A 20,924-nucleotide genomic window follows, 5' to 3' on the forward strand; every position below is an offset into this window, starting at 1 on the left:
AGCCTCAGTTACAAGTCGGCCCGTACGACAGGTCGTTGATGCTGATCTCGAGGTCCGGCAATTGCGTGTAGTCGTTCGAGCCGTCGAGCGTGATCTGGAACAGCTCGTCGCCGTTGTTCGAAAAGGCCTGCTTGCTGACCGCGTCGAATTCGAGGCCGACCGAGTTCCACTGGCCCTCGGGGATGTCGGCCACCACGGTGCCCTCGCCGGTGTTCGGGTCGACGCTGAGGATCCGGCTGTTCTGACCGTCGGTGACGAGCATGCGTTCGCCGACGCAGTCGACCGCCATGCCGCAGGCCTGGATGTTGACCCCCTCGCCGTCGACCGTGAGCGGCTTGGCGTCGGTGACCTCGCCGGTGGCCGGGTCGAAGGTGACGAGCTCGTCGGCGTCGGAGTCGATGCCGTAGAGGGTGCCGTCGTCGAGGAAGCCGAGGCCGCAGATCGATCTGCCGTGATCGGCCAGCTCGGTCGGCGTGTCCCCGCTGCAGTAATCGACGACGATGAGGATCTGCTTGGCCGACTGCGAGCAGTAGATGGTGCCGTCGGTCGGCGAGATCGCGCACGTGATCACCGCGTACGGCGGCGCCAGCGGCCCGATGTCGACGCTGGCGAACGGCGTGACGGCGCCGGTCTCGACGTTCACCTCCGCGAACTGGCCGTCGTCGAACGCGGTGTAGAGCAAGCGATCGCCGGGGTTGATGTCCGCGTTCGAATCATAGCAGTCGGAGCCGACATCGACCCCCGGGTCGACGCTGCTGTCGCCCCAGCCGTCGCCGTCCTCGTCCTTCATGCACTTCTCCGGGTCCTCGACCTCGGCCGAGCCCGGGAAGGTGCTCGGGTCGTCGTCGTCGCAGTCGGTCCCCGGCTTCACGTCCGGGTTCATCGGCATGCCTCGCCCCAGTCGTCGCCGTCGACGTCGGTCATGCACGCCTCCGGGTCGTCGTTCGGCGCCGCCCCCGGGAAGGTGTGCTCGGAGCCGTCGTCGCAGTCGTCGTCGTTGGGCACGAAGCCCGCCGGCGGGTCCTCGCCGGGCTCCTGCGGCACGCAGTTGGCCGGGTCGCCGAACCCGTCGCCGTCCTTGTCCTCGCACCACACGCCGCCGCCGCCGCCGGTGATCGTGTCGCTCTCGCTGTTCGAGTTCGAGTTCGAGTTGGAGTTGGAGTTCGAGTTCGACTCGCTGTTGCTGTTGCTGCCCTCGGTCGCGCTCCCTCGGTCGCGCTCCCCTCGGTCGGCGCCGTCATCGTCTGCCCGTCGGTGTCCGACTCGCTGCCCTCGGTCGCCGTGCCCTCGGTCGCCGTGGCCGTCAGGCCCGCGGTCATGCACGCCTCGATCGACTGGTTGAACACCGCCCCGTCGTCGACGCAGGTCTTCGAACAACCGGCAGCGTGACAGAGTCCCGCCGCGAGCAACCAACCGAAGCGACGCATGGAGGTCATGGATTTCACGGTATCGGGCCCGCCAGGAGCCCGCAAGAGCGCGTCACGCGGACCGATCGTTACCGCGCCCGCTCGCACGCCGCGTCGTCGTCACCGCGTCCGTCACCGCGATCTGCCTCCGTCGCACCGCGTCGCCTCGCTCGGCGTCCGTGCCTGTCGCACCGCGCCGGCGACCGGGGTGTACGCTCGACGCCCCAAGATGGGGACGCCGCCGATCCCGAGGCGGCCTCGTGACCACGATACGAGCATCAAGCAGTGAGGCCCTCCGAACGCTCCGTCGGCGCACGCGCAACGCCGTCGACGCCCCCGCCTCGTAGGCCTCGTCGCGGCGCCGTACCCCATACCTCGGAGGTCCCCGCCGGCAGCTCGAGCGCTCCGTCTTCTTCACCGAGGAGAGCCGTCGATTCCGGCACCCATTCGACGCTGACATCGTGCGTCACCTGCCGCGGCAGCTCCGGCCAATGTCCAGGGAGCAATGACCCAGCTGCCGCTACGAGTGATTCTGAAGACCTCACGGCGAACGAACGCGTGCTCCTCGCCAGGCTCCCGACGATCGAGCGAATGCTCGCAGGGAAGGCTCACAAGGCCGGACGCGGTGCTCCCGATCGCGACGCGTCGCGCCGCGAGACCCCCGCGAAAGAGCACGAGAATGATCATGACCGCCGACGCGACCAAGTATGAGCGTCGGACGTCACCGACGTCCCGTGGATCGGCACCGGCTGCGACGGCCACGCGAGCACCGCCACCCACGAGGAATGGGCATGCGCCTCGCCACGGCGTTGCAGGCGCGCCTCGGTGACTCACTCGCGCCGCAGCCAGCGTTCGCCCGGGTCACCGCGGTCGACCGGCCACGCCTGAAACTCGCGCTCGCCGCGGACGCACGCGCGCAGGTTGTGGCACACGACCGCGACATCGTCGACGCTCCAGATGTCCTCGCAGCCAGGTCCACCGTGCGTCCGCGCGAGCTCGCCGACGCGCGTGATCACGAGCCCGCCCATCGGCGGGATCAGGGCCCCGAACGTCGCCAGCACCCCCTGCAGCCGCGACAGCACGCCCTTGCCGCCGACCGCGTGCGCCGTCACCAGCACCGCGACCGGCTTGCCGAGCCACAATGACGTGCCCTCGCTCGGCGTCGCCTGCTCGAGGAATTGCTGGAGGAGACTCGACCACGAGTCCCAGTACGTACCCGTCGCGATCACCAGCGCGTCGGCGGCCGCGAGCGCCGCGCGGTGCGCCGCGAACCCCGGCGCGCTCGCCAGCGCGGCGCGCTCGACCGCCGCGTGCGGATGCAGCTGCTCGACCGCCACGTCGATCATCGCCGAGGAGTTGCCGCCGTCACCGGCGAGCGAGCCGTCGAGCGCGAAGATCCGCATGGCCCTCGATACATGTCCCGCGCTCCGCACACAAGCCCCGCGCCGGCGTTGCGCTCGAAGCACATGGGCTCCCCGGCGACCCACTCTCGAAAGTCCTCGACGAGAGCGGCACACCCGGGGAAGACGCCATCCGCCGCTGCATGGCCCGTGCATCGAAGTCTTCGCCGCCTCGCGCCGACCTCGACCCGCCTTTCGGTCGTCGGGACAGGTCGCGGCCGTCATCTCCACGGCCCGGGCGCCCCGCCCCGCGCCCGTGATGACTCCCACGGACACCTGCGTTGACGCGCGCGCGGGCGTACGCGAGCCTGCTCGAAGATGCCCCGTCCGCAAGCGTTCGCCCTCCCGCTCCTCGCCCTCGGAATCGTGCCTGTCGCCTGCGGCGACTCCACGGCCAGCAGCACCGCCTCGCTGACCACCACCGGGGTGACGAGCGCGACCGCCTCGACCGGCACCGCCACCGATTCGCCGACGACCACCACCACCGGCGTGCCGACCACCAGCGCCGGCAGCGAGAGCGCCACCGGCTCCACCTCCACCTCGGCGAGCACCACCGACGAGGTCTCGGCCGGCAGCAGCGGCACCGGCTTCAAGTTCGACACCCCGCAGGGCGGCGACATCGGCAACGTCGAGACCGACGGGCCCGCCCCGACCTGCTTCGTCGTCGACGACATGGACGCGATCGGCGACTGCAACAAGGAGGCTCCGCCCGACAGCTTCGAGCCCGAGGTCCAGTGGTCGTGGGGCAACCAGAACACCGGCGGCAGCTCCTCGACCCCGCTGGTCGCCAACCTCACCGACGACAACGGCGACGGCTCGATCGACCTGTGCGACGTCCCCGACATCGTCGTCGTCACCGGCGGCCCGCTGGGCGGCAAGATCCACGTCCTCGACGGCGCCACCGGCGTCGAGCACTTCGCGGTCGCCACCCCCGTCGACGGCTTCGTGACCCCCGCGATCGGCGACATCGACAACGACGGCCTGCCCGAGATCGTCGCTGCCACCCCCGGCGGCACCTTCCTCGGCCCCAGCGCGCTCGTGGCGTTCGAGCACGACGGCGCGCTCAAGTGGACCTCCGCCGACAAGTTCAACCACGACCAGGGCGGCGCCGTCGCGCTCGGCGACCTCGACAACGACGGCGACGTCGAGGTCGTGTGCGACGACCTCGTCGTTGACCACGAGGGCAAGACCCTGTTCATCGCCCCGGAGCAGGCGCTGTGGGACATCGTGTTCCACTGCACCGCCACCACCCTCGCCGACCTCGACGGCGACCTCGACCTCGAGGTCATCCTCGGCCAGGCCGCCTATCATCACGACGGCACCGTCTATTACAACGACGTCTCGCTCAAGCCCGGCTTCCCGTCGGTCGCCAACCTCGACCCCGACCCGATGCCGGAGATCCTCCTCACCAACAACAATGGCATCACCGTGCTCGAGCACGACGGCAAGGTGAAGTTCAAGGACATCAAGCCGACCGGCGACAACGGCATCGGCGCGTGGTTCCGGCCGTCGACGATCCACGACTTCGACGGCGACAAGCTCAGCGAGTTCGCCACCAGCTCGGCCGCGCATTACTCGATGTTCGAGGCCGGCGGCAAGGTCGCCTGGACCGCCAACGTCCAGGACGGCAGCGGCTGGGCCGCCGGCACCGCCTTCGACTTCCTCGGCGACGGCATCGCCGAGGCCATGTACGCCGACGAGGTCAAGCTGTTCGTGTTCGACGGCGCCGGCAAGCCGCTGCTGTCGGTCCCGCGCAGCTCCAAGACCTTGATCGAGTACCCCGTCGTCGCCGACGTCGACAACGACGGTTCGGCCGAGATCGTCGTCGTCTCCGACGTCGGCTACGACGACCTCCAGACCGCCCCCACCGTCCAGGTCATCCGCGACAAGCAGGACCGGTGGATCCAGGCGCGACGGATCTGGAATCAGCACACCTATCACGTCACCAACGTCCGCGAAGATTCGACCATCCCGCAGTACGAGCCGCATTCGTGGGAGCTGCTCAACACCTTCCGCACCAACGCCCAGATCGAAGGCGGCGCGCTGTGCAAGCCCGAGCCGCCGATGTGACGCAGCAGGCCGCCGCTGACCGACGAACAGCTCGGGCAAGGGCCCGGCGATCTGGCGATCGAGACCGAGCGTGGGCCGGCCGCTCGGGCCGCGGTGGGCGTGGCCTTCGCCGTGACATGAGCGGCTCGGCTCCTCCATTGTTTCTCTGACGAGGCTGCAGGCTTCACCTCATGTTGCGGCCGCCCGGGCAGGCAGGATCGCGGGCGGGATTAGCGCTACGCTGCGCCACATGTGGCCATGGTCTCGGCCCATTCTCCTCGCGTTCGGGGTCGCCTGCGGACGACGCAGCCACACGTCGTCCTCGACGAGCTGCTCGACCGGATGCGCGGCGTCTGATACCATCGGGACGTGGACTCCGGCCCAACTACCTCGATCATCCATTGTCCCGTGTGCGGCCACGGCGAGTATTCCGAGTTCCCGCGTTTCGCCAGAATCCTCCAGCCGGTGACAATCGGACTCTGGCCGCTCGCCTTCGTAGCCCTCTTCGTGGCGCCTTCGCCGCATTCGTGGTGGCCCTCGGCAGTCGCCCTCGCGCTCACGTTCTTTCGTTTCTTCGGGGGGATAGCCTATTGGGGAGGCCTCAAGTGCCGCGGTTGCGGCACGTGGAGCATGTATCGCTGAATGTGCATACCCGCGAACGGTCCTCTCGCTGACGACCAACCGGGGCACGTCGGCCTGATCACGGCGGTGCCGTCGCGGACGTCCCAGCCGATCTCGGTCAGGGTGACACGCTGGACGCCCTGGACGCGCGCGCCGCTCGCTGCCGTCGGCCGGGGTCGGGCGCGAGCCCGAACACTGCGTCCCGAGGAGAGAAATCCGGGCTATCGACGCACCGACACGGAGAGCGGCACGCTCAGGCCGACCTTTACCCGCTCGAGCACGATATGGCTCGTGAAGCTGCGCACGTTGCCGTCATCGAGCAGAGCGCGGCGGGTGAACGCCTCATAGGCTGCGAGGTCGGCGGTCAGCACGACCAGGATGAAGTCGGCCTGACCGGTGACATAGTAGCACTGCTGCACCTCGGGAAAGGCTGCCATTCGCTGGCGGAAGCGATGGAGGTCGGCGGCGCCCTCGCGCTCGAGCTGGACGTCGACCAGGCAGGTCACCGGCAAGCCCAGGGCCGCCGGTGCGAGCTGTGCGATCTCGGCCTCGATCACGCCGGCCTCGCGCAGCCGCTTGAGGCGGCGCTGGACCGCCGCGGTCGAGAGCCCGACGGTACGCCCGATGACGTGAGCCGGCGTGCGCGTGTCGTACTGATAGTGCGCCAGGATCTGCACGTCGAGCTCGTCGAGACCCAAGGGCACAGCAGGCGCCGTCGCTGGAGCGGACGCCGCAGCGGGCACAGCCAAGGTAGCGGGCGCCGGGGTTGCAGCGCGGTGGGAGGGGCGTGGGTTAGGTTTTCTCATGTGGAGCCGGTGCGATGCGGCGAGGCCGCGCGCGGGGCATGGAGGTTGCGGCCTGACCGCGCGGTGGGTTGAGTATATTTCAATCATGCCCGAAAAGGTCCTCGCCCGCCCAGTGCTCGTAAAAGGAGATGCTCGCCTGCGTATCCCGTGCGCCGCGGTCGGCGAGCTGGACGCCGCCGTGCTCGCCGACGCTGCAGCGCTCACCGCCACTCTGCAATCATTGCGGGCCCGCCACGGCTTTGGCCGGGCCTGGCGGCGCCGCAGATCGGTGTGATGCGGCGAATGATCGCAGTCGACCTCGGGGCCGGGCCGTTCGTGATGTTCGATCCGGAGACAACCTGGCGGTCGTCGGAGATGTTTGAAGTGTGGGACGACTGCTTCAGCGTGCCGGACGACCTGGTGCGGGTGCGGCGGCATCGTTCGGTGAGCGTAACGTACCGCGACATCGGCGGGCGCCTGCGCCGGTGGGAGCGGCTGCCGCCCGACCTCGCCGAGTTGATGCAGCATGAGCTCGATCACCTCGACGGCGTGCTGATGATCGATCGGGCGCTCGACGAAACAGCGATCCGGCCGGTCGCTGAGCGCGGCGCGCTGGTCGACGTCCGGCCGCGCCATCGCCTCTCGCTGGCCGCCATCGCCGAGGCGGCGGGCTCGATCGCTCCCGAGTTTCGCGGCGCCCCCGTGGTGACCAGCGAGACGCTCGGCCCGCAACTCGGGTGCCGGCTCACTCTGGCGATCGAGACTCTCAACCCGGTGGGCTGCTTCAAGGGCCGCGGCGCCGACTGGTTCGTGTCTCGCCAGGTCGCCGCCGGCATCCCGGCGACGCTGGTCTGCGCCAGTGCGGGCAACTTCGGGCAGGCTCTGGCTTACGCCTGCCGCGCGCGGGGTCTGCCGCTGGTGGTGTACGCCGCCGCCACCGCCAATGCGCTGAAGCTCGAGCGCATGCGGGCGCTCGGGGCTCGGGTCGTGCTCGCCGGCGACGACCTCGATGCCGCCAAGGAAGCCGCCCGTCAGTGGGCGGCCAGCGCCGGCCACCACATGGTCGAGGACGGCCGCGAGCCCGAGATCTCCGAGGGCGCCGGCACCATCGCCGTCGAGCTGCTCGCACGCGAGCCGGGCATCGATGCAGTCGTGGTGCCGGTCGGCAACGGCGCGCTACTCGCCGGCATGGCGCGCTGGCTCAAGGCCGCGGCGCCGGCGATACGGGTGTTCGGCGTGTGCAGCCGCGGCGCGTCGGCGATGGAGCAGTCGTGGCGCGCCGGTCGCGTGATCTGTCACGACCGCATCGACACCATCGCCGACGGCGTGGCCGTGCGGGTCCCGGTGCCCGAGGCGCTCGACGATCTGCGCGGCCTGGTCGACGACATCTGGCTTGTCGATGACACCGAGGTCCTCGTCGCCATGCGCCAGATCCACCGTCACGTCGGCGTGGTCACCGAGCCCTCGGGTGCCCTTGGCATCGCGGCGATCGCCGCGCTCGGCGGTGCGAGTGCCGACAACCCGCTCGCGCGGCAACACGTCGCCACCGTGCTCACCGGGGGAAACCTCGCCCAGCTCAGTCTTCTCTCGCACGACCACGACGCCCCATCCTGCGGGTAGCAGACGGCCCCGTGGCGGAGCCCGAGCAGGCGCGCGAACCTTCGCCCGCCCCGCCGTGGGCACCTCGATCACCCCGCCGAAACATGGCCTTTAGGCCATATGCTCCGGGCCGCGGCCCGACAACGCCGGCGTCGAGGCGTCGTCGTCGTGGGCGACCTTCGCGGCGAAAGGCGACCCGGGAGGGTACGGCGCGGAGGCGGGGATGTTCATCGCCGTGGGAAGGGGCTCGTCGGTCTCGACGATCGTCCCCGCGAGGTCGAGCCGAAACCGGCGCGGCGAATCGAGGTCCACGAGCCAGAGCCCCCGCTCGTCCCAGGCGCCGATGCGCAGCCGGCTCGCGCTAATGATCGAGACGGGAGTCATGGCGTCGGCATATCACCGGTCGCGCGGCGACGAAAGTTCAGGCGACGGCAAGCCCGAAGCAATCACCGTGCCTCGTCGCGGGAGCGAAACGCCTCACGCGGCCGGCAGCGCCTCGCGCAGCTCCGCGGGCACGTCGAGGAAGTCGACGTGACCCGTGGCGATGTCGTACACCGCGCCGACGATCACGAGCTGCCCGCTGTTGACCATGTCCTCGAGGATCCGGCTGCCGTGACGCAGGTGATCGACCGCGTTACGGACGTTGGCGCGGATCGCATCGTGGAGCTGACGCTCCGGCGAATGGTCCTTGCCGACCTCGAGCACCGTCTGCGCCGACGAGCGGATGCGGTCGACGATGTCGCGGATGTTGTCGCTGGCCACCGTGCTCTCCCCGCGCAGCACCCCGAGCGTCGCCGTCACGGCGCCGCACGACGAGTGCCCCATGACCACGACGAGCCGGGTGCCGTAGGTCGCCGCGGCGAACTCGGCGCTGCCGATGCCGGACGGCGCGACGATGTTGCCGGCCACGCGGATCACGAACAGGTCACCGAGCCCCTGGTCGAACAGGATCTCGGCCGGCGCCCGTGAGTCCGAGCAGCACAGCACGATCGCAAACGGGCTCTGACCCGCCGCCAGCTCGCCGCGCTGCAGCTGGCTCGCCAGCGCGGTGACGCTGCGGGTGTCGTTCTTGTAGCGTTCGTTGCCGGCGAGCAGCCGGCGTATCGCTTCAAGCGGGGACGGAGGAGTCTGTGTCATGTGTCGGCTCGCGCTTCGCCGTCCGGCGAAATGCGCGCGCAGGGTGCAATGGATCGCCTCCAGCGGCAAGCCACCTCCGCGTCACGCCGGGCGAAGCGTCCCTCCTTGCCTGCCCGCTCGCGGCGAGAGAGCGGGCGCGCAACTTTTTCTCGCAGATTCCGCACAGTCGAGCGGTGTCGAGATCCTGCAGACGCTTCGTCCCGTGACCTCGCGCATCCTGGAACTCGCCTTCGCTCGCGGATGCTCCTACGAATGGACCGAAGCGCCGCACGGCGAAAGCGGCGTGACGCGCCAATCCACGGATGAGGCCGATCGGGTCGGCGAACGGGCGGCTTGGAAGAGGCGGGTCAATGTCCCGACTGCGAGGTGGTGCGCGCGCTGTCGGCCGAGCATGTCCTTCAGGACAGGTTCAACGCGCCGGCGCCTCGCCGCGGCGGCGTCGCCCGCTCGTCGGCGCGCCGCGCTCACACGCGGCCCCTGGATGACCTCGCAGCGCCCGCGCGCCGCGAGCCCGGCGCACGCTTCGGCGGCGGCGCCGGGTGAATGAGGCCCCGCGCCAGCATGTCGCCCCCGAGCGCGCAGAAGTAGAGGTAGCCGCGACGATCGCCGAAGCGCTCGACGTCCAGCGGAGCGTCCGCGGCGACGCGCGTCAGCGTGCGGAGGCCGCGAGCCACCCCGACGTCGCCCGGCGGAAACACGTCGAGGCGCCCGAGCCCGCGCAGCAGCACCAGGGCGGCGCTCCACGGGCCGATGCCGGGCAGCTCGGCGAGGGTCGCGAGCGCCTCGGGCGTGGCCATGCCGGCGATCGCCGCCTCCGTCAGCTCGCCGAACGCGATCGCCCGGGCCAGGTGGCGCAGCACCTCGGCCTTGCGCGCGCTCAGACCGCACGCTCGCAGCGTATCGACGCGAGCCGCGGCGACCGCCTGCGCGGTCGGGAAGGCGTGATAGCGGCGACCCGCGTGTTCGATGCTCCTGCCGAAGCGCTCGACGAGGCGAGCGACCACCGCGGCGCCGGCGTCGAGGCTCACCTGCTGGAACGGCACCACGTTGGCGAACACCTCGAACCATTCGGCGAACCGCGGCGGCCGCATGCCGCGCAGCGCCAGACCGGTGGGACGGAGCCTGCGATCGGCGGTCGTGAGCCGCAGGAGCGGCGCGGGATCGACGTCGAGGCCGAGCACCTTGCGCAAGGTGGCCGCGAGCCGCGGATGGCCCACCGGCGAAACCTCGCCGTGTGACACCACGTATCGCAGGTCGGGCGCGTCGAGCGTCCCGCGATCCTCGACCTCGACCAAAACGAGCGCTCCGGCGACTGTCAGCACCCGCCGATAACGGCCCTCGTCCCACACGTCGACGCGATTGCTCGGCCGACGCTGCAGCACCCGCACGGTCGCCTCGAGGTGGAACGGCGCGGGCGTGGCGAGCGACTCGCCGCCGTCGCGCTCGCCCGGATAGGTCACCCCCGCGCCCTCGACCGCCGCGAAGGGGGTCATACGATGCGGCGAGGCGCGCGAGAGGCCGGTGATGTGCTCGACCCGGGCCCCGCGGGCCGTCAGCGCGTCGGCGACGAGCGAGCGGTGACAACGCCACGGCACCGCCTCCGCGCACATCAGCGCGACGCTCCCCTTCGCCGCCCAGGCGCGGAGCTCGGCCAGCCCGGCCGCGAATTCGTCGGTCTGCATATAGTCGGCGTAGCCCCTGAAGCTCGGATTGCGCCACGCGCTGTTCGTCGCGTCCTTGCCGGGCCGCCGCAGGCCTCCGAGGCGCGGGAGGTGCACGTATTGCAGGCGCCGGCGCCGAAGGGCCGCCTTCAGCGCGTCGCCTTCGAATTGCGGGTTGTGCCGCGAGCGAGGGATCGTGCGGATGTCGGCGACCACGGCGACGTCGAACGAGCGCAGCAGCGCGACCAACTCCTCGAGGGTCCGCGTCGAGTGACCGATCGTGAAGACCCGCACTCCCTTCCAGCGATTGCTCGCACTCGTAGGCATCGCGCCCCGTGCTCGCGTCGGCGAGCCTCGCCCGAGATCTAGCCAAGCCGACGCAGGGCGCCGGCACGCCCGGCCCGTGGTGCCCTTCACCGGCAGCAGCGCGCCGCGCCCCGAATCGGCGAGCCGCAGCGGCGCAGGGCGCGCAATCGCGCATCGACTCGCGCCGGGTCTCCACGCCCCTCCGATCGAGCGAGGCTGGCCCCGCGTCATTCGCACGGGCGAGCGACGCGGTGGAGGCCACTTCGCGCGATCGTCCCGCGCATCCCTGTGCCCTACTTCGCCGGCGGACCGCGCAGGTCCGCGCATTCCCTCGACGCATCGCCGGAGGGTAGTCTGCCCGCATGGCCACGGATCTCAGCACAGCCTTCAATCCCATGGCGCCGGATCAGGTCGACGATCCGTATCCCCTGTACGCGCGGGCGCGCCGCGAGCGGCCGGTGTTCTTCGCCGAGAGCCTGGGGGCTTATGTCGTGACCCGCCACGCCGACATCGCCGCGGTCACCCGCGACACCGAGCGGTTCTCCTCGGCCAACGCCCTCGAGTCCTCGGCGGTGTTCCCGGACGAGGTGATGGACATCCTGCGCACCGGTTATCTGGAGTTCCAGTCGCTGGTCCAGAGCGACCCGCCCGACCACACGCGCGTGCGCAACGTCTTCAATAAAGCCCTGTCGCCGCAGCGGGTCGCGGCGCTCGAGCCGAAGGTGCGTGCGATCGCCGACGAGCTGATCGACGGGTTCGTGCACGACGGCGAGGTCGACCTGATCGAGCGCTTCGCGTTCCCGCTGCCCGGCACCGTGATCGGCGAGCTCCTCGGGGTCCCGCGCTCCGATCTGCCGCGGCTCAGGAGCGGCTCGAACGCGAAGCAGATCCTGCTCGCGGGCGCCGCCCCGCCGGCGCTGCTGGCCGAGTGCGCCCGCGAGTTCGTCGACCTGCAGCGCTACTTCGGCGCGCACATCGAGGCCCGGGTCCGTGAGCCGCGCGGCGACCTGCTGACCCTGCTCGCGCCGATCGACATCGGCGGCACGGCCCCGCTGACGATGCAGGAGGCGGTCTCCAACGCGATCGACCTGCTCGCCGCGGGCCACGAGACGACCACCGACATGATCGGCCACGGCATGACGCTGCTCATCGCCCACCCCGAGCAGCTCGCGGCCCTCCGCGCCGATTCGTCGCTCATCCCCGACGCGGTCGACGAGGTCTTGCGCATGGAGGCGCCCGTGCGCGGGATGTTTCGCCGCGTGACCGTCGACAGCACGCTCGCAGGCGTCGCGCTGCCGGCCGGCGCGCGGCTGTTCCTGCTGTACGGCTCGGCGAACCGCGACGAGGAGGCGTACCCCGACCCCGGCGTGTTCGACATCCGCCGCCGCCCCGCGACCCCGCACCTCGCGTTCTCGAAGGGCATTCATTACTGCGTCGGCCACGCCCTCGCGCGCCTCGAGGGCCGCATCGCATTCGAACGCCTGCTCGCGCGCCTCCCCGGCGTCCGCCTCCACCCGACCCGGCCGGCCGAGCGCCGCGTGTTCATCCTGCTGCGAGGATACGAGCGCCTTCCGCTCGCGTGGGACGCCGCGCCCCGCGATACGAACGCGTGACCGCGCGGCCGTCAGCGACGAATGATAGCAAGCTACCCAAGCGGATTTGCGCGCTCGCCGTCGACCTCTCACGAAGCAACTGGACGGCGGCGGCGCGCGCGACCGTGCTTGCGCAATCATGAGAGTCGCGACGGCGGCGCACGGCCAATCATGGCGCGCCTCGTCATGGCGGACGGAGCTCGACGCTGGTGCGGTCGCGCGAGACCTCGTGGATCTCGAGCCTGGTGACGTACTCGTCGAGGCCGAGGGCCCGCAGCGCGGTCGGGGAGAAGGCGCGGAACAGGACGCGCGCCTCGGCCGAGAGCGGCCCCCGGGCGGCGCGCGTCGTCGGTACGCGGAGCCGGAACACCCGCTCGCCCAGCGGCCCCAGCGCGTTCGAGACGTGCTCGGTCGCGCGCCAGGGGAACAGCACCGGCTCGCCGCGCGCGTCGACGAGGATCGAGCCGAGCCGCAGGATCTCGCCCTCTCCCGGCCCCGCGCGAGACGAGCCGCGCGGCTCGCCGCTCGCGTCGAGCGTCCCGGTCGCGAACACGATTCGGTCGTCGCCGTCGCGGACGACGACCTCGATCCAGGCCTGCCGATTGAAGGTCGACCCGGTGGGGAAGTTGTGACCGGAGATATTGTTCTCGACCGTGACGAGCAGGTCGACGACGTCGCCGGCGCGGACGGACGTGGCAACCGTCGCGATGTCGACCCGCGCCGCCCCGGCGAGCAGCCGCTTCACGTCCGCCCGCACCGACGACTCGTGAGCCGCGCTGACGGCCGGCTCGGCGATGGTGCCGCGCATCGGCCCGCCCGGCTCGAGCACGTGGCCGCTGTTGTAGGGTCGAGCCAGGGACGCGACCTTGTGGCAGCTCTCGCAGGTCACGCCCTCGAGCGTGATCGGCTGCAGCTCGGCGAAGTCGAAGCCCGGGACGATCTCGCCGCCGCGGGTGCCGATCGGGCTGTGACACTGCAGGCAGAACATGTCCTGCTTGCCGCCGTAGTGCTCCTGGCGGACGGCGACGAACGCCCGGAACACCGGATCGCTCATGGCATAGGCGTGACCCGACGTGCTCCATTCGCGGTAGTGGGCCTCGTGGCACAGCCCGCACTGCTCCGCCGAGGCGAAGCCGTCGAGGGCGACGGTGGGCTCCCGGGGCATCGACAGCGCGTCCGACAGGAACTCGTCCGAGTCGCTCGGGCTGCCGCCGCCGCCGCAGGCGAACAGAACCAGGGTCAGGATCGTGTGGAGCGTTTTCATGCGTCCCTCGGGCTCGAGGCCGATCTCGACGTCGAGTCGCCAGGATGTTGCGCGGCAGATGTATCACCCGCGCATTGCCGGGCAACGGACGCGCCATGCGCCGGTGAGGGGTGACACGGCGCGCCATTCGCCCGTATGCGATGGATGTCTCTAGGGACATGTCCGAAGAGACGGCATGTCTTCGCAACCATGTTCGACGAAGAGGCGGCGCACGGGTCCAGCGAATGGCACGCCCGTCGGGACCCGAGAGCGTCGAGGGCGTGAAGGCGCGCCCCCCATTTTTTAAAATGTCATGAGCACCGATTCGTAAGCCCAGGTGCTCCGCGTACCCACGAACGGCCGTTCACGGTTCGGGGCCGCCAGCGGCGCCGTACGTCTGCGCCGGGCGCCGGCCGAGCTCGGCGGAGCCGCCGGCTGCACCGCGTCGGAACTGCGCCCGTGGACGCTCCAGCGCGCTCGAGGCGCGCCTGCCTCGCGGCCGCCGCCCGTCGAGCGTCTCGCGTCTCGAGCGTCGGATTCGCTGAAGAAAGCCCCGGAGCGGCGGAAGCAGAAGCGTCGACAGGGAGCGCGGAAGCGCAGGCGCGCGGCGGCGTGGCGCCGGCTCGCCGCGAGGTCGAGGCGTTCAGCGGGGAGCGGCACGCGCCCCGCGGATTCGAGCAGGCCACTCCGCGCATGTCAGGATCTCCGCGCCCCTGCCGCGAAAGACCGTGTCGACCAGGAGCTCATGGACCGCCGGGTCCTGGTCCGCGCATCCGTCGCGGAGCACGGTCAGCCCGTAGCCCCGGTCCGACGCGTCGTACAGCGTGGCCGCGACCATGGCACTCGTCGCTACCCCGCAGAGCGCGAGCGAGTCGACGCCGCGGGCGCGCAGCACCAGATCGAGATCCGTCCCCGCGAACGCGCTCGTGCGCCGCTTGAGCACGACCACGTCGTCCGCGGTGACCTCCAGCGCGACCTCCGTCCCCGGCGACCCCTCGTGGAAGAAGTCACCGGCGCGGTGGAAGGCCGCGAAGACCTCACCCGCCAGATCCGCGCCGTTGGCCCGAAACGCGGTGCGCACGAACACGACCAGCACGCCGGCCGCCCGGGCTCGCGGCAGCAATTCGGCCACCGGCGGCACCACGGCCCGCGTGAACGGGTAGTTGTCGAGAATCCCGGCCTGGAGGTCGCCGACGATCAGCGCGCTGCTCACGGCGCGAGCTTCTCCAGAGGGCGGCCCACCGTCAACCGCATCGCAGCGAAGCGGCGGCCACCGGCACCGGCCCAGCGACGGAGCCAGAGGTCGCAACCCGGAGCGCAGGTCGATCGATCATGGACCTGAACCGATCGGGCCGCCGCCGGTCGCGTGATACCATTCTGCGAAGTCAATCACCGTGGTGACGCCGCGCTCGACCTGGAAGTAGCCATTGACGTCGGCCTCGACGGGCTCGCCATTGGTCGGCTCCGTCCGGAGCATGATCTCATGATACCCGTCGCGCAAGGGCGGCAGCGCGATCGACCACCGGGGGCTGGAGGCGCCTGCCCTGGCGGTGACGGTCGGACCGGAGATCGGCGGCACGGCGTCTTGCCAGTCGTCGCCGACGATCCGCACCGAGGTGCGGATCTCGAGGTCCGATTCGGTGTTGTTGTGGAAGGCCCCGTGGATCGCCGTCGGTGTGAACTCGATGGCCACTTCGAGCGGGCGCTGCTCCCCGCCGCTCATCGCGGGCGCCGGCGCGACGCTCATCGCTAGCGCCGGCGCGACGCTCTGTTTGGCAGCGCAGGAGAGCGACGCGGCGAGGACGAGCCCGAGCAGAGCCACAAAGTCGTGCATGCGCCTCCAGGGTAGCGCAGCGGCCTCCAGGACGGCCGAGCGAGCCGGTGAGTTTGTGCATGATCCGACGGCCTCGACCGCCCCCCAAAGATGTCGCGTCACCCCCTCCCCGCTCATTCGACCGCCAGGTTCGAGCGCGAGAACGAGAACACCAGCGACGTCTCGATCCGGCTCACCTCGGGGCGGCTCGTGAACGAGCGGATGGTGAGGACGCGCAGGTGCTCGGTGTCGCGGCACGCGACGTGGACGAGGAAATCGGTCGCGCCGCCGAGGCAATACACCGCGACCGTTTCGGGCAGCGAGCGCAGGTGATCGCCGATGCTGTTGAACGCCTCGCCGACGTGGAGGCGGAGCTGGACCGCGATCAGGGCCTGCAGGTCGAGGCCCAGCGAGCGCGGCGCGAGCTCGGTGCGGTAGCCCGTGATCACGCCCTCGGCCTCGAGCCGGCGCACGCGCGCCAGGCACGACGACGGCGCCAGGCCGACGCTCGCGGCCAGCTCCTTGTTGGACATCCGAGCATCCTTCTGCAGGAGGCCGAGCAGGGCGCGATCAATTCGGTCGAGGGTGGGCATTCGCGGCTCCGTTTCGAATTCTATTCGATAGAATATCGGGTAGTTCGAGAATATTCTTCGGTCTCGATGCTGCTTGTCCGACTTTTTGCCGGTCTGCTCGCCCTCGCCTCGCCCCCGGCGCCCCGGGCCGGGACGGTCTCGCTCGAACCGGCGGCGGTGACCACCGCCGCCGGCGAGAAGGTCCAGTTCGAACTCGGCACCCTGCACGTGCTCGAGAATCGCGCCGCATCGAACAGCCGCGTGATCGACGTCGGCTTCGCGCGGCTGCAGGCCGCGCGTCCGACCCGCGCGGCGCCCATCGTCTTCTTGCCCGGCGGGCCGGGCAACAGCTACCTCGACGCGTTCACCGAGACCGACGAGAACTCCCGCCGCCGGCTCGAGAACTTCCGCCGCTACAGCGCCGTCGCCGACGTCATCGTGCTCGATCAGCGCGGGTTCTCGCGCCGCGGCACCACCCTGCGCGCGCCCGATGCCGTGCCCGCGCCGCTCGATCGCCCGAGCTCGGTCGAGGCCGAGAGCGCGGCCTATCGCGCCTTCGCGGCCGCGGCGATCGCCGCCAACCCCGACCACGATCTGTCCGGCTACCACGTGCGCGAGTGCGTCGAGGACGTCGCCGAGCTGCGCCGCGCCCTCGGCTACGCCAAGCTCAACCTGCTCGGCGGCAGCTTCGGCTCGCAGTGGAGCTTCGCGGTCCTGCGGCTGCACCCGGAGATCGTCGAGCGCGCCGTGCTGTACGGCGTCGAGCCGCTCGACGACGGCATCGACATGCCGTCGCACCTGTTCGCCGCGCTGCAGCGGATCGCCTTCGACGGCGACCGCGCGCCGAACCTGCAGCCGTACCTGCCGCCCGGCGGATTGATGGCCGCGGTCCGCGAGCTGCGCGACCGGTTCGCCCGCGCTCCCGTCACCGTGAAGGTCCGCGTCCCCGAGACCGGCAAGACCGAATCGGTGGTGCTCGGCCTCGCTGACCTGCAGAACGCGCTGCTGCCCGACGACGCCGACGCGTGGCCGGCGTTCATCCTGTCGCTGTATCACGGCCACTACGAGGCGTGGGCGCGAGAGGAGCTGGCGCGTCGCCGCAGGTCGAAGTTCTCCTCGGTGATCCTGCCGCTGATCGATTCGGGGCTCGGCGTCAGCGCGACGCGATCACACCGCCTGCACACCGATCCGGCGACGCACTACCTCGGCACGTGGAGCTTCGAACCGTACGAGAGCTCGCGCCCGGCCTGGCCGACCCCCGACTTCGGCGACGCGCTGCGCGCCCCGGCGCCGAGCGAGGTCCCGGTGCTGTTCGTCAACGGCGACTGGGACACCTCGACGCCGGTCGAGAACATGCTGCAGATCGCGCCCTACTTCCCGCGCGGCCGCGTGATGATCGTGCACCGCGGCGTGCACGAGCAGCTGACCCGGATGACCCGCCACCAACCCGAGGTGTTCGACGCGATCCTCGAGTTCTATCGCTCGGGCGCGACCGCCAAGCTGCCGGCCGAGATCTCGCTGCCGGCACCGACCTTCGTGACGCCGACGTTCCCGCCGCCCGCGCGCCGCTGAGAACCTCCGCAGATCTCACGGCCGGGCGCGCGGGTGCCGACATTGTCCCTCACGACATGTTCTTTTCGACATGTCGTTAGGCTCATGTCCTGAAGAACCATCTCCGCATGCCCGGGGGTCCGCGGGCCGGGCGGATCCTCCCTCCTTTCCGTCCCGGGGTCCGCTCATGGCGAGCGCAGGAATACGGCTCGGGGAAGCCCCGCGAGGGACCGTGGTCGCGCGCGTCACGATCGCGGCGCTTGTCGCGGTGCCCGCTGCCGGTTTAGAACCCCCGCCATGTCGGCCCCCCGCCCCACGTCCGTCCCCGAAACCGCGACCTTCGCCGACGACGACCAGCTGTGGCAGATGGGCGAGCGCGACGCCGAGGCCCGGAAGATCGGGGTGTGGACCTACTGGCGTCCGGACGGCAGCAAGGAGTGCGAGGAGACGTGGGGCGACGGTCGCACGCGTCTGACCTACCGGCGCTTCCACCCTGACGGGAGCGTCGCGCAGAGCGGCGCGAAAGATCTGGTGCGCGACCTCTGGGTCGGCCGCCCGCGCTGGACCCGGATCGAGGGCGACAGTCCTGAGCACAGCCACTGGCCCGTCCGCGGCACCCCGGCCGCGCGCGCCTACGAGATGACGATCGACGACGACGGATGGGTCGTCGACGAGCGGCTGTTCGATGCCGCCGGCGCCCGCATCACCCAGGGCGGCGCCCCGTTCCCGCCGATCCCCGAGGACCTGCCCGACAACGCCTTCCTCGCCAACGGCGATCGCTCGTGGGTGTCGCAGTCGCGCTCGCTCGACAACGCCCGCCGTCGTGGCGCTTACGCGGTGTGGGATCGCAACGGCGTCCTGCAGGAGCGCCATCAATACGACGAGGCCGGCGACGAGAAGCCGCTGCGCCGCGAGCAGTACAAGAACGGCGCGCTGTGGAGCCTCGTCGAGCAGCGCGGCGCCGAGCGGGTCCAGAGCTTCTTCCGCCGGCGCGAGGGCGGCGAGCCGGTCCTGCGCTCGAGCACGATCTACCGCGACGGCGACCAGGATCGCGAAGAGACGCTCTACGACGAAGACGGCGTCCGCCGCTACTCCGTGCGCATGGAGAGAGTGAGCGCCGGCCACGTCCGCCGCTACGACGACGGCCAGCTGGTGTTCGAGGCCATCTGGGACGGCGACGCGCCCGAGGTGCCGCCGCAGAAGGTCGCGTACTACGGCGAAGACGGCGCGCTCCTGGTGGACTACCGCTCGCTCGGCGAAGGCAAGGGCGAGCTGCGCCTCCACCTCGGCGACACGCCCCGGATCTTGCCGATCGACGACGAGGCCGACCGCAACGAATACGGCCACTGGGGCCGCTTCCTGCCCGGCTTCGCCCACTACGAGGCCGACCGCACCAAGCGCGACTGGCAGGTGGTGACCGAGCGGTTCCTCGCCGCCCTCGAAGAGCACCGCTTCGCCGAGTTCCTGGCCGCGCAGCCCGTCCCCGACGCGCTCGCCCCGATCCTCGGACGCGTCGACTGGACCAGCATCCGCGCCGCGGGCGACGATCCCGCGATCGATAAGTTGCTCGTCACCTTGCTGGGCGACGACGCCGCGGCCGCCGAGCGAGCGCACGCGCTCCTGTGGGGACGGATCGAGCAGCAAGACTGCGTCTTCGCGGCCACCTACGCGGTCGCCGAGACCCTCGCGCGAGTCCTGCCCGTCGTGACCGGACAGGCGCCCCGTCGCCGCGCGGTCAAGGACCTCGCCGACATCGTCTGCTTGCCGGCGCTGGCGCACGAGGACGAGCGGCGCTTCGCCGACGTCGTGGCGGCCGCGCGGGCGGTGCTGCCCGAGCTCGCCGACTTCGTGCGCACCGCGGACGACGCCGACGGTCGCGCGGTGATGCATCTCTTGGCGCAGCTCGGTGAGCCCGCGGCCTTGCGCGCGCGCCTGGGCGACGCCGGCGCCTCGCTCGAGACCCGCGCCTACGCGGCGTGCGCCCTCGTGGCGTGCCGCGGCCTGACGGCGGAGCAGCGGGCCGACACGGTCCAGCACCTGCGCCGCGTCTTCGACGGCGAGCCGGACCCCGGCCTCAAGGTCGTCCTCGGCCTGCTCGTCCGCCTGAGCGGCAACGACGACGCCCCCCGCGACCCTGCCGTCGACGCCCTGCTCGTCCATTACATCCTGCACCCCGCGGAGCAGGACCGGCTGTTCCCCGCGTGGCGCCCGGTGATCGGCTTCCTCGGCGACGACATCCCGTCGATGCTGATGCGCGCGATCCCCCACGAAGTGCGGCTCGAGCACATCGACGCCATGCTCGATCGCCTGCCGACGCGCGGCCTCCTCGATCAGGCCACCGACCTCGACATCCTGTTCGCCACCCTGTTCCCCGCGGGCGCCGGCCAGGAGCTCTCGCCGCTGCACCGCAAGGCGCTGCGGATCGCCGCCGACCTCGTCGACGAGCACCCCGGCTTCGTCAATCACGGCGAGATCTTCCGCAGGCACGCGCTGCCGTGGGACAGCTTCCGGCTGCGCGAGCTGGCCCGCGCCGGCATCGCGTAGCGCCGTCGCCGTCGTGGGCTTCACGACCCACGCGATCGTCCCCGGTCAGGTGGGCGGCCCGGGGTACACACCCCACGGCACGTAAGGGTTGCGCTCGTGGCCGCGGACTCGCTTCGCGGCCATCGTGATCAACAGCTCCCCGCTCTCCATCGCCAGCACGCGCGCCCCGACCCACGACGCCACCGCCGACGGCGGGCCCACGGCGATGGCCGGTCGCGCCGGCGCGTCTTCGAAGCGGATCGCTACCAGATAGCCGGCGGCGTCGAGCGCGAGGGACACGTCGCGCATCGCCGGCGCCGGCGAGCGCACCTCGGCCCCGCGGACGCGCAGAGTGTCGCCGGCGGGCTCGTACAGGACCGACGTGGCGGCGTGCTGCATCGGACCTACCTATCACGACCGGCTGGTATCCCGCCATTCATTCGCACCGGCCACGAGTCGTGGCCCGAGCCCACGCACCCGCGGTCCCGTCGACGGTCGGGCGTCCGATTCGGACCGACGAGGGCGGCTGCGCTGCCGCCCCGTCGCCCGGCCGTCTGGCGAGCGGCTCGGAGCTCGTCGCTGCATGCTGCCCCGCCGGCGGCGCCGGCAGCGGATGTTTTCGCCGGGAATGCCGGGCCCGCCGCGCGCCTCTCGTGCGCTCGCTCT

Annotated in this window: 18 protein-coding genes; 6 read left to right on the forward strand and 12 right to left on the reverse strand. The window is 71.1% G+C overall.

Annotated elements, in window-relative coordinates:
• Positions 1-4: 4 nt before the first annotated feature.
• The 3 genes from OV079_RS23450 to OV079_RS23460 form a co-directional block, all read right to left on the reverse strand.
• On the reverse strand, positions 5-871 hold the full coding sequence (locus OV079_RS23450) for an NHL repeat-containing protein (RefSeq protein ID WP_267771089.1): 867 nt from the start codon (positions 869-871) through the stop codon (positions 5-7).
• Between the two features lie 8 nt (positions 872-879).
• A complete protein-coding gene (locus OV079_RS23455) occupies positions 880-1,323 on the reverse strand; it encodes a hypothetical protein (protein WP_267771090.1) in 444 nt (147 codons plus the stop codon).
• Positions 1,324-2,236: 913 nt separating this feature from the next.
• A complete protein-coding gene (locus tag OV079_RS23460) occupies positions 2,237-2,809 on the reverse strand; it encodes an NAD(P)H-dependent oxidoreductase (protein ID WP_267771091.1) in 573 nt (190 codons plus the stop codon).
• Between the two features lie 315 nt (positions 2,810-3,124).
• Here OV079_RS23460 and OV079_RS23465 point away from each other — a divergent pair, with 315 nt between their 5' ends.
• Positions 3,125-4,876, forward strand: a complete 1,752-nt coding sequence (locus OV079_RS23465; RefSeq protein ID WP_267771092.1) for an FG-GAP repeat domain-containing protein — start codon at positions 3,125-3,127, stop codon at positions 4,874-4,876.
• Positions 4,877-5,697: 821 nt separating this feature from the next.
• On the opposite strand, the gene OV079_RS23470 is transcribed toward OV079_RS23465, so the two are convergent.
• Positions 5,698-6,174 carry an Lrp/AsnC family transcriptional regulator gene (locus tag OV079_RS23470; protein WP_267771093.1) on the reverse strand — a complete coding sequence of 159 codons (477 nt, stop codon included), beginning with the start codon at positions 6,172-6,174 and terminating at the stop codon, positions 5,698-5,700.
• Positions 6,175-6,367: 193 nt separating this feature from the next.
• Between OV079_RS23470 and OV079_RS23475 the strand changes: the two genes are divergently transcribed.
• Positions 6,368-6,556: a hypothetical protein gene (locus OV079_RS23475; RefSeq protein WP_267771094.1), complete on the forward strand. Its 189-nt coding sequence runs from the start codon at positions 6,368-6,370 to the stop codon at positions 6,554-6,556.
• 8 nt (positions 6,557-6,564) lie between these two features.
• On the forward strand, positions 6,565-7,881 hold the full coding sequence (locus tag OV079_RS23480; protein ID WP_267771096.1) for a pyridoxal-phosphate dependent enzyme: 1,317 nt from the start codon (positions 6,565-6,567) through the stop codon (positions 7,879-7,881).
• Positions 7,882-7,971: 90 nt separating this feature from the next.
• Here the strand turns inward: OV079_RS23480 and OV079_RS23485 are convergent, their stop codons facing one another.
• From OV079_RS23485 to OV079_RS23495, 3 genes are all read right to left on the reverse strand, one after another.
• Complete coding sequence (locus OV079_RS23485) at positions 7,972-8,244, reverse strand: hypothetical protein (RefSeq protein ID WP_267771098.1); 273 nt, start codon at positions 8,242-8,244, stop codon at positions 7,972-7,974.
• 93 nt (positions 8,245-8,337) lie between these two features.
• A complete protein-coding gene (locus OV079_RS23490; protein ID WP_267771099.1) occupies positions 8,338-8,997 on the reverse strand; it encodes a carbonic anhydrase in 660 nt (219 codons plus the stop codon).
• A gap of 464 nt (positions 8,998-9,461) precedes the next feature.
• Positions 9,462-10,985, reverse strand: a complete 1,524-nt coding sequence (locus OV079_RS23495; protein WP_267771100.1) for a DUF488 family protein — start codon at positions 10,983-10,985, stop codon at positions 9,462-9,464.
• A gap of 341 nt (positions 10,986-11,326) precedes the next feature.
• On the opposite strand from OV079_RS23495, the gene OV079_RS23500 reads away from it, so the two are divergent.
• The gene (locus OV079_RS23500) at positions 11,327-12,577 is read left to right on the forward strand and encodes a cytochrome P450 (protein WP_267771101.1); all 1,251 of its coding nucleotides are present in this window, start codon (positions 11,327-11,329) and stop codon (positions 12,575-12,577) included.
• 163 nt (positions 12,578-12,740) lie between these two features.
• On the opposite strand, the gene OV079_RS23505 is transcribed toward OV079_RS23500, so the two are convergent.
• From OV079_RS23505 to OV079_RS23520, 4 genes are all read right to left on the reverse strand, one after another.
• Complete coding sequence (locus tag OV079_RS23505; RefSeq protein ID WP_267771102.1) at positions 12,741-13,820, reverse strand: multiheme c-type cytochrome; 1,080 nt, start codon at positions 13,818-13,820, stop codon at positions 12,741-12,743.
• 622 nt (positions 13,821-14,442) lie between these two features.
• Positions 14,443-15,012 carry a cysteine hydrolase family protein gene (locus tag OV079_RS23510; RefSeq protein WP_267771103.1) on the reverse strand — a complete coding sequence of 190 codons (570 nt, stop codon included), beginning with the start codon at positions 15,010-15,012 and terminating at the stop codon, positions 14,443-14,445.
• 117 nt (positions 15,013-15,129) lie between these two features.
• Complete coding sequence (locus tag OV079_RS23515; RefSeq protein ID WP_267771104.1) at positions 15,130-15,750, reverse strand: hypothetical protein; 621 nt, start codon at positions 15,748-15,750, stop codon at positions 15,130-15,132.
• Positions 15,747-16,205 (reverse strand): Lrp/AsnC family transcriptional regulator, encoded by a 459-nt coding sequence (locus OV079_RS23520; RefSeq protein WP_267771105.1) that lies wholly within the window; start codon positions 16,203-16,205, stop codon positions 15,747-15,749. The genes OV079_RS23515 and OV079_RS23520 overlap by 4 nt, the downstream gene beginning before the upstream one ends.
• A 66-nt stretch (positions 16,206-16,271) precedes the next feature.
• Here OV079_RS23520 and OV079_RS23525 point away from each other — a divergent pair, with 66 nt between their 5' ends.
• Positions 16,272-17,756 (forward strand): alpha/beta fold hydrolase, encoded by a 1,485-nt coding sequence (locus OV079_RS23525; protein ID WP_267771106.1) that lies wholly within the window; start codon positions 16,272-16,274, stop codon positions 17,754-17,756.
• Positions 17,757-18,032: 276 nt separating this feature from the next.
• A complete protein-coding gene (locus tag OV079_RS23530; RefSeq protein WP_267771107.1) occupies positions 18,033-20,279 on the forward strand; it encodes a toxin-antitoxin system YwqK family antitoxin in 2,247 nt (748 codons plus the stop codon).
• Positions 20,280-20,324: 45 nt separating this feature from the next.
• Here OV079_RS23530 and OV079_RS23535 read toward each other — a convergent pair whose 3' ends face one another.
• Complete coding sequence (locus OV079_RS23535) at positions 20,325-20,657, reverse strand: hypothetical protein (protein WP_267771108.1); 333 nt, start codon at positions 20,655-20,657, stop codon at positions 20,325-20,327.
• Between the last annotated feature and the right edge of the window lie 267 nt (positions 20,658-20,924).

It is taken from the genome of Nannocystis pusilla (genome assembly GCF_026626665.1).
GTDB lineage: Bacteria > Myxococcota_A > Polyangia > Nannocystales > Nannocystaceae > Nannocystis > Nannocystis pusilla.

Coding starts and splice junctions, on each gene's coding strand:
- OV079_RS23495 (WP_267771100.1), bottom strand. CDS start 10,985: ATGCCTACGAGTGCGAGCAATCGCTGGAAGGGAGTGCGGGTCTTCACG.
- OV079_RS23460 (WP_267771091.1), bottom strand. CDS start 2,809: ATGCGGATCTTCGCGCTCGACGGCTCGCTCGCCGGTGACGGCGGCAAC.
- OV079_RS23505 (WP_267771102.1), bottom strand. CDS start 13,820: ATGAAAACGCTCCACACGATCCTGACCCTGGTTCTGTTCGCCTGCGGC.
- OV079_RS23535 (WP_267771108.1), bottom strand. CDS start 20,657: ATGCAGCACGCCGCCACGTCGGTCCTGTACGAGCCCGCCGGCGACACT.
- OV079_RS23480 (WP_267771096.1), top strand. CDS start 6,565: ATGATCGCAGTCGACCTCGGGGCCGGGCCGTTCGTGATGTTCGATCCG.
- OV079_RS23515 (WP_267771104.1), bottom strand. CDS start 15,750: ATGAGCGGGGAGGGGGTGACGCGACATCTTTGGGGGGCGGTCGAGGCC.
- OV079_RS23485 (WP_267771098.1), bottom strand. CDS start 8,244: ATGACTCCCGTCTCGATCATTAGCGCGAGCCGGCTGCGCATCGGCGCC.
- OV079_RS23530 (WP_267771107.1), top strand. CDS start 18,033: ATGTCGGCCCCCCGCCCCACGTCCGTCCCCGAAACCGCGACCTTCGCC.
- OV079_RS23465 (WP_267771092.1), top strand. CDS start 3,125: ATGCCCCGTCCGCAAGCGTTCGCCCTCCCGCTCCTCGCCCTCGGAATC.
- OV079_RS23490 (WP_267771099.1), bottom strand. CDS start 8,997: ATGACACAGACTCCTCCGTCCCCGCTTGAAGCGATACGCCGGCTGCTC.
- OV079_RS23475 (WP_267771094.1), top strand. CDS start 6,368: ATGCCCGAAAAGGTCCTCGCCCGCCCAGTGCTCGTAAAAGGAGATGCT.
- OV079_RS23520 (WP_267771105.1), bottom strand. CDS start 16,205: ATGCCCACCCTCGACCGAATTGATCGCGCCCTGCTCGGCCTCCTGCAG.
- OV079_RS23525 (WP_267771106.1), top strand. CDS start 16,272: ATGCTGCTTGTCCGACTTTTTGCCGGTCTGCTCGCCCTCGCCTCGCCC.
- OV079_RS23500 (WP_267771101.1), top strand. CDS start 11,327: ATGGCCACGGATCTCAGCACAGCCTTCAATCCCATGGCGCCGGATCAG.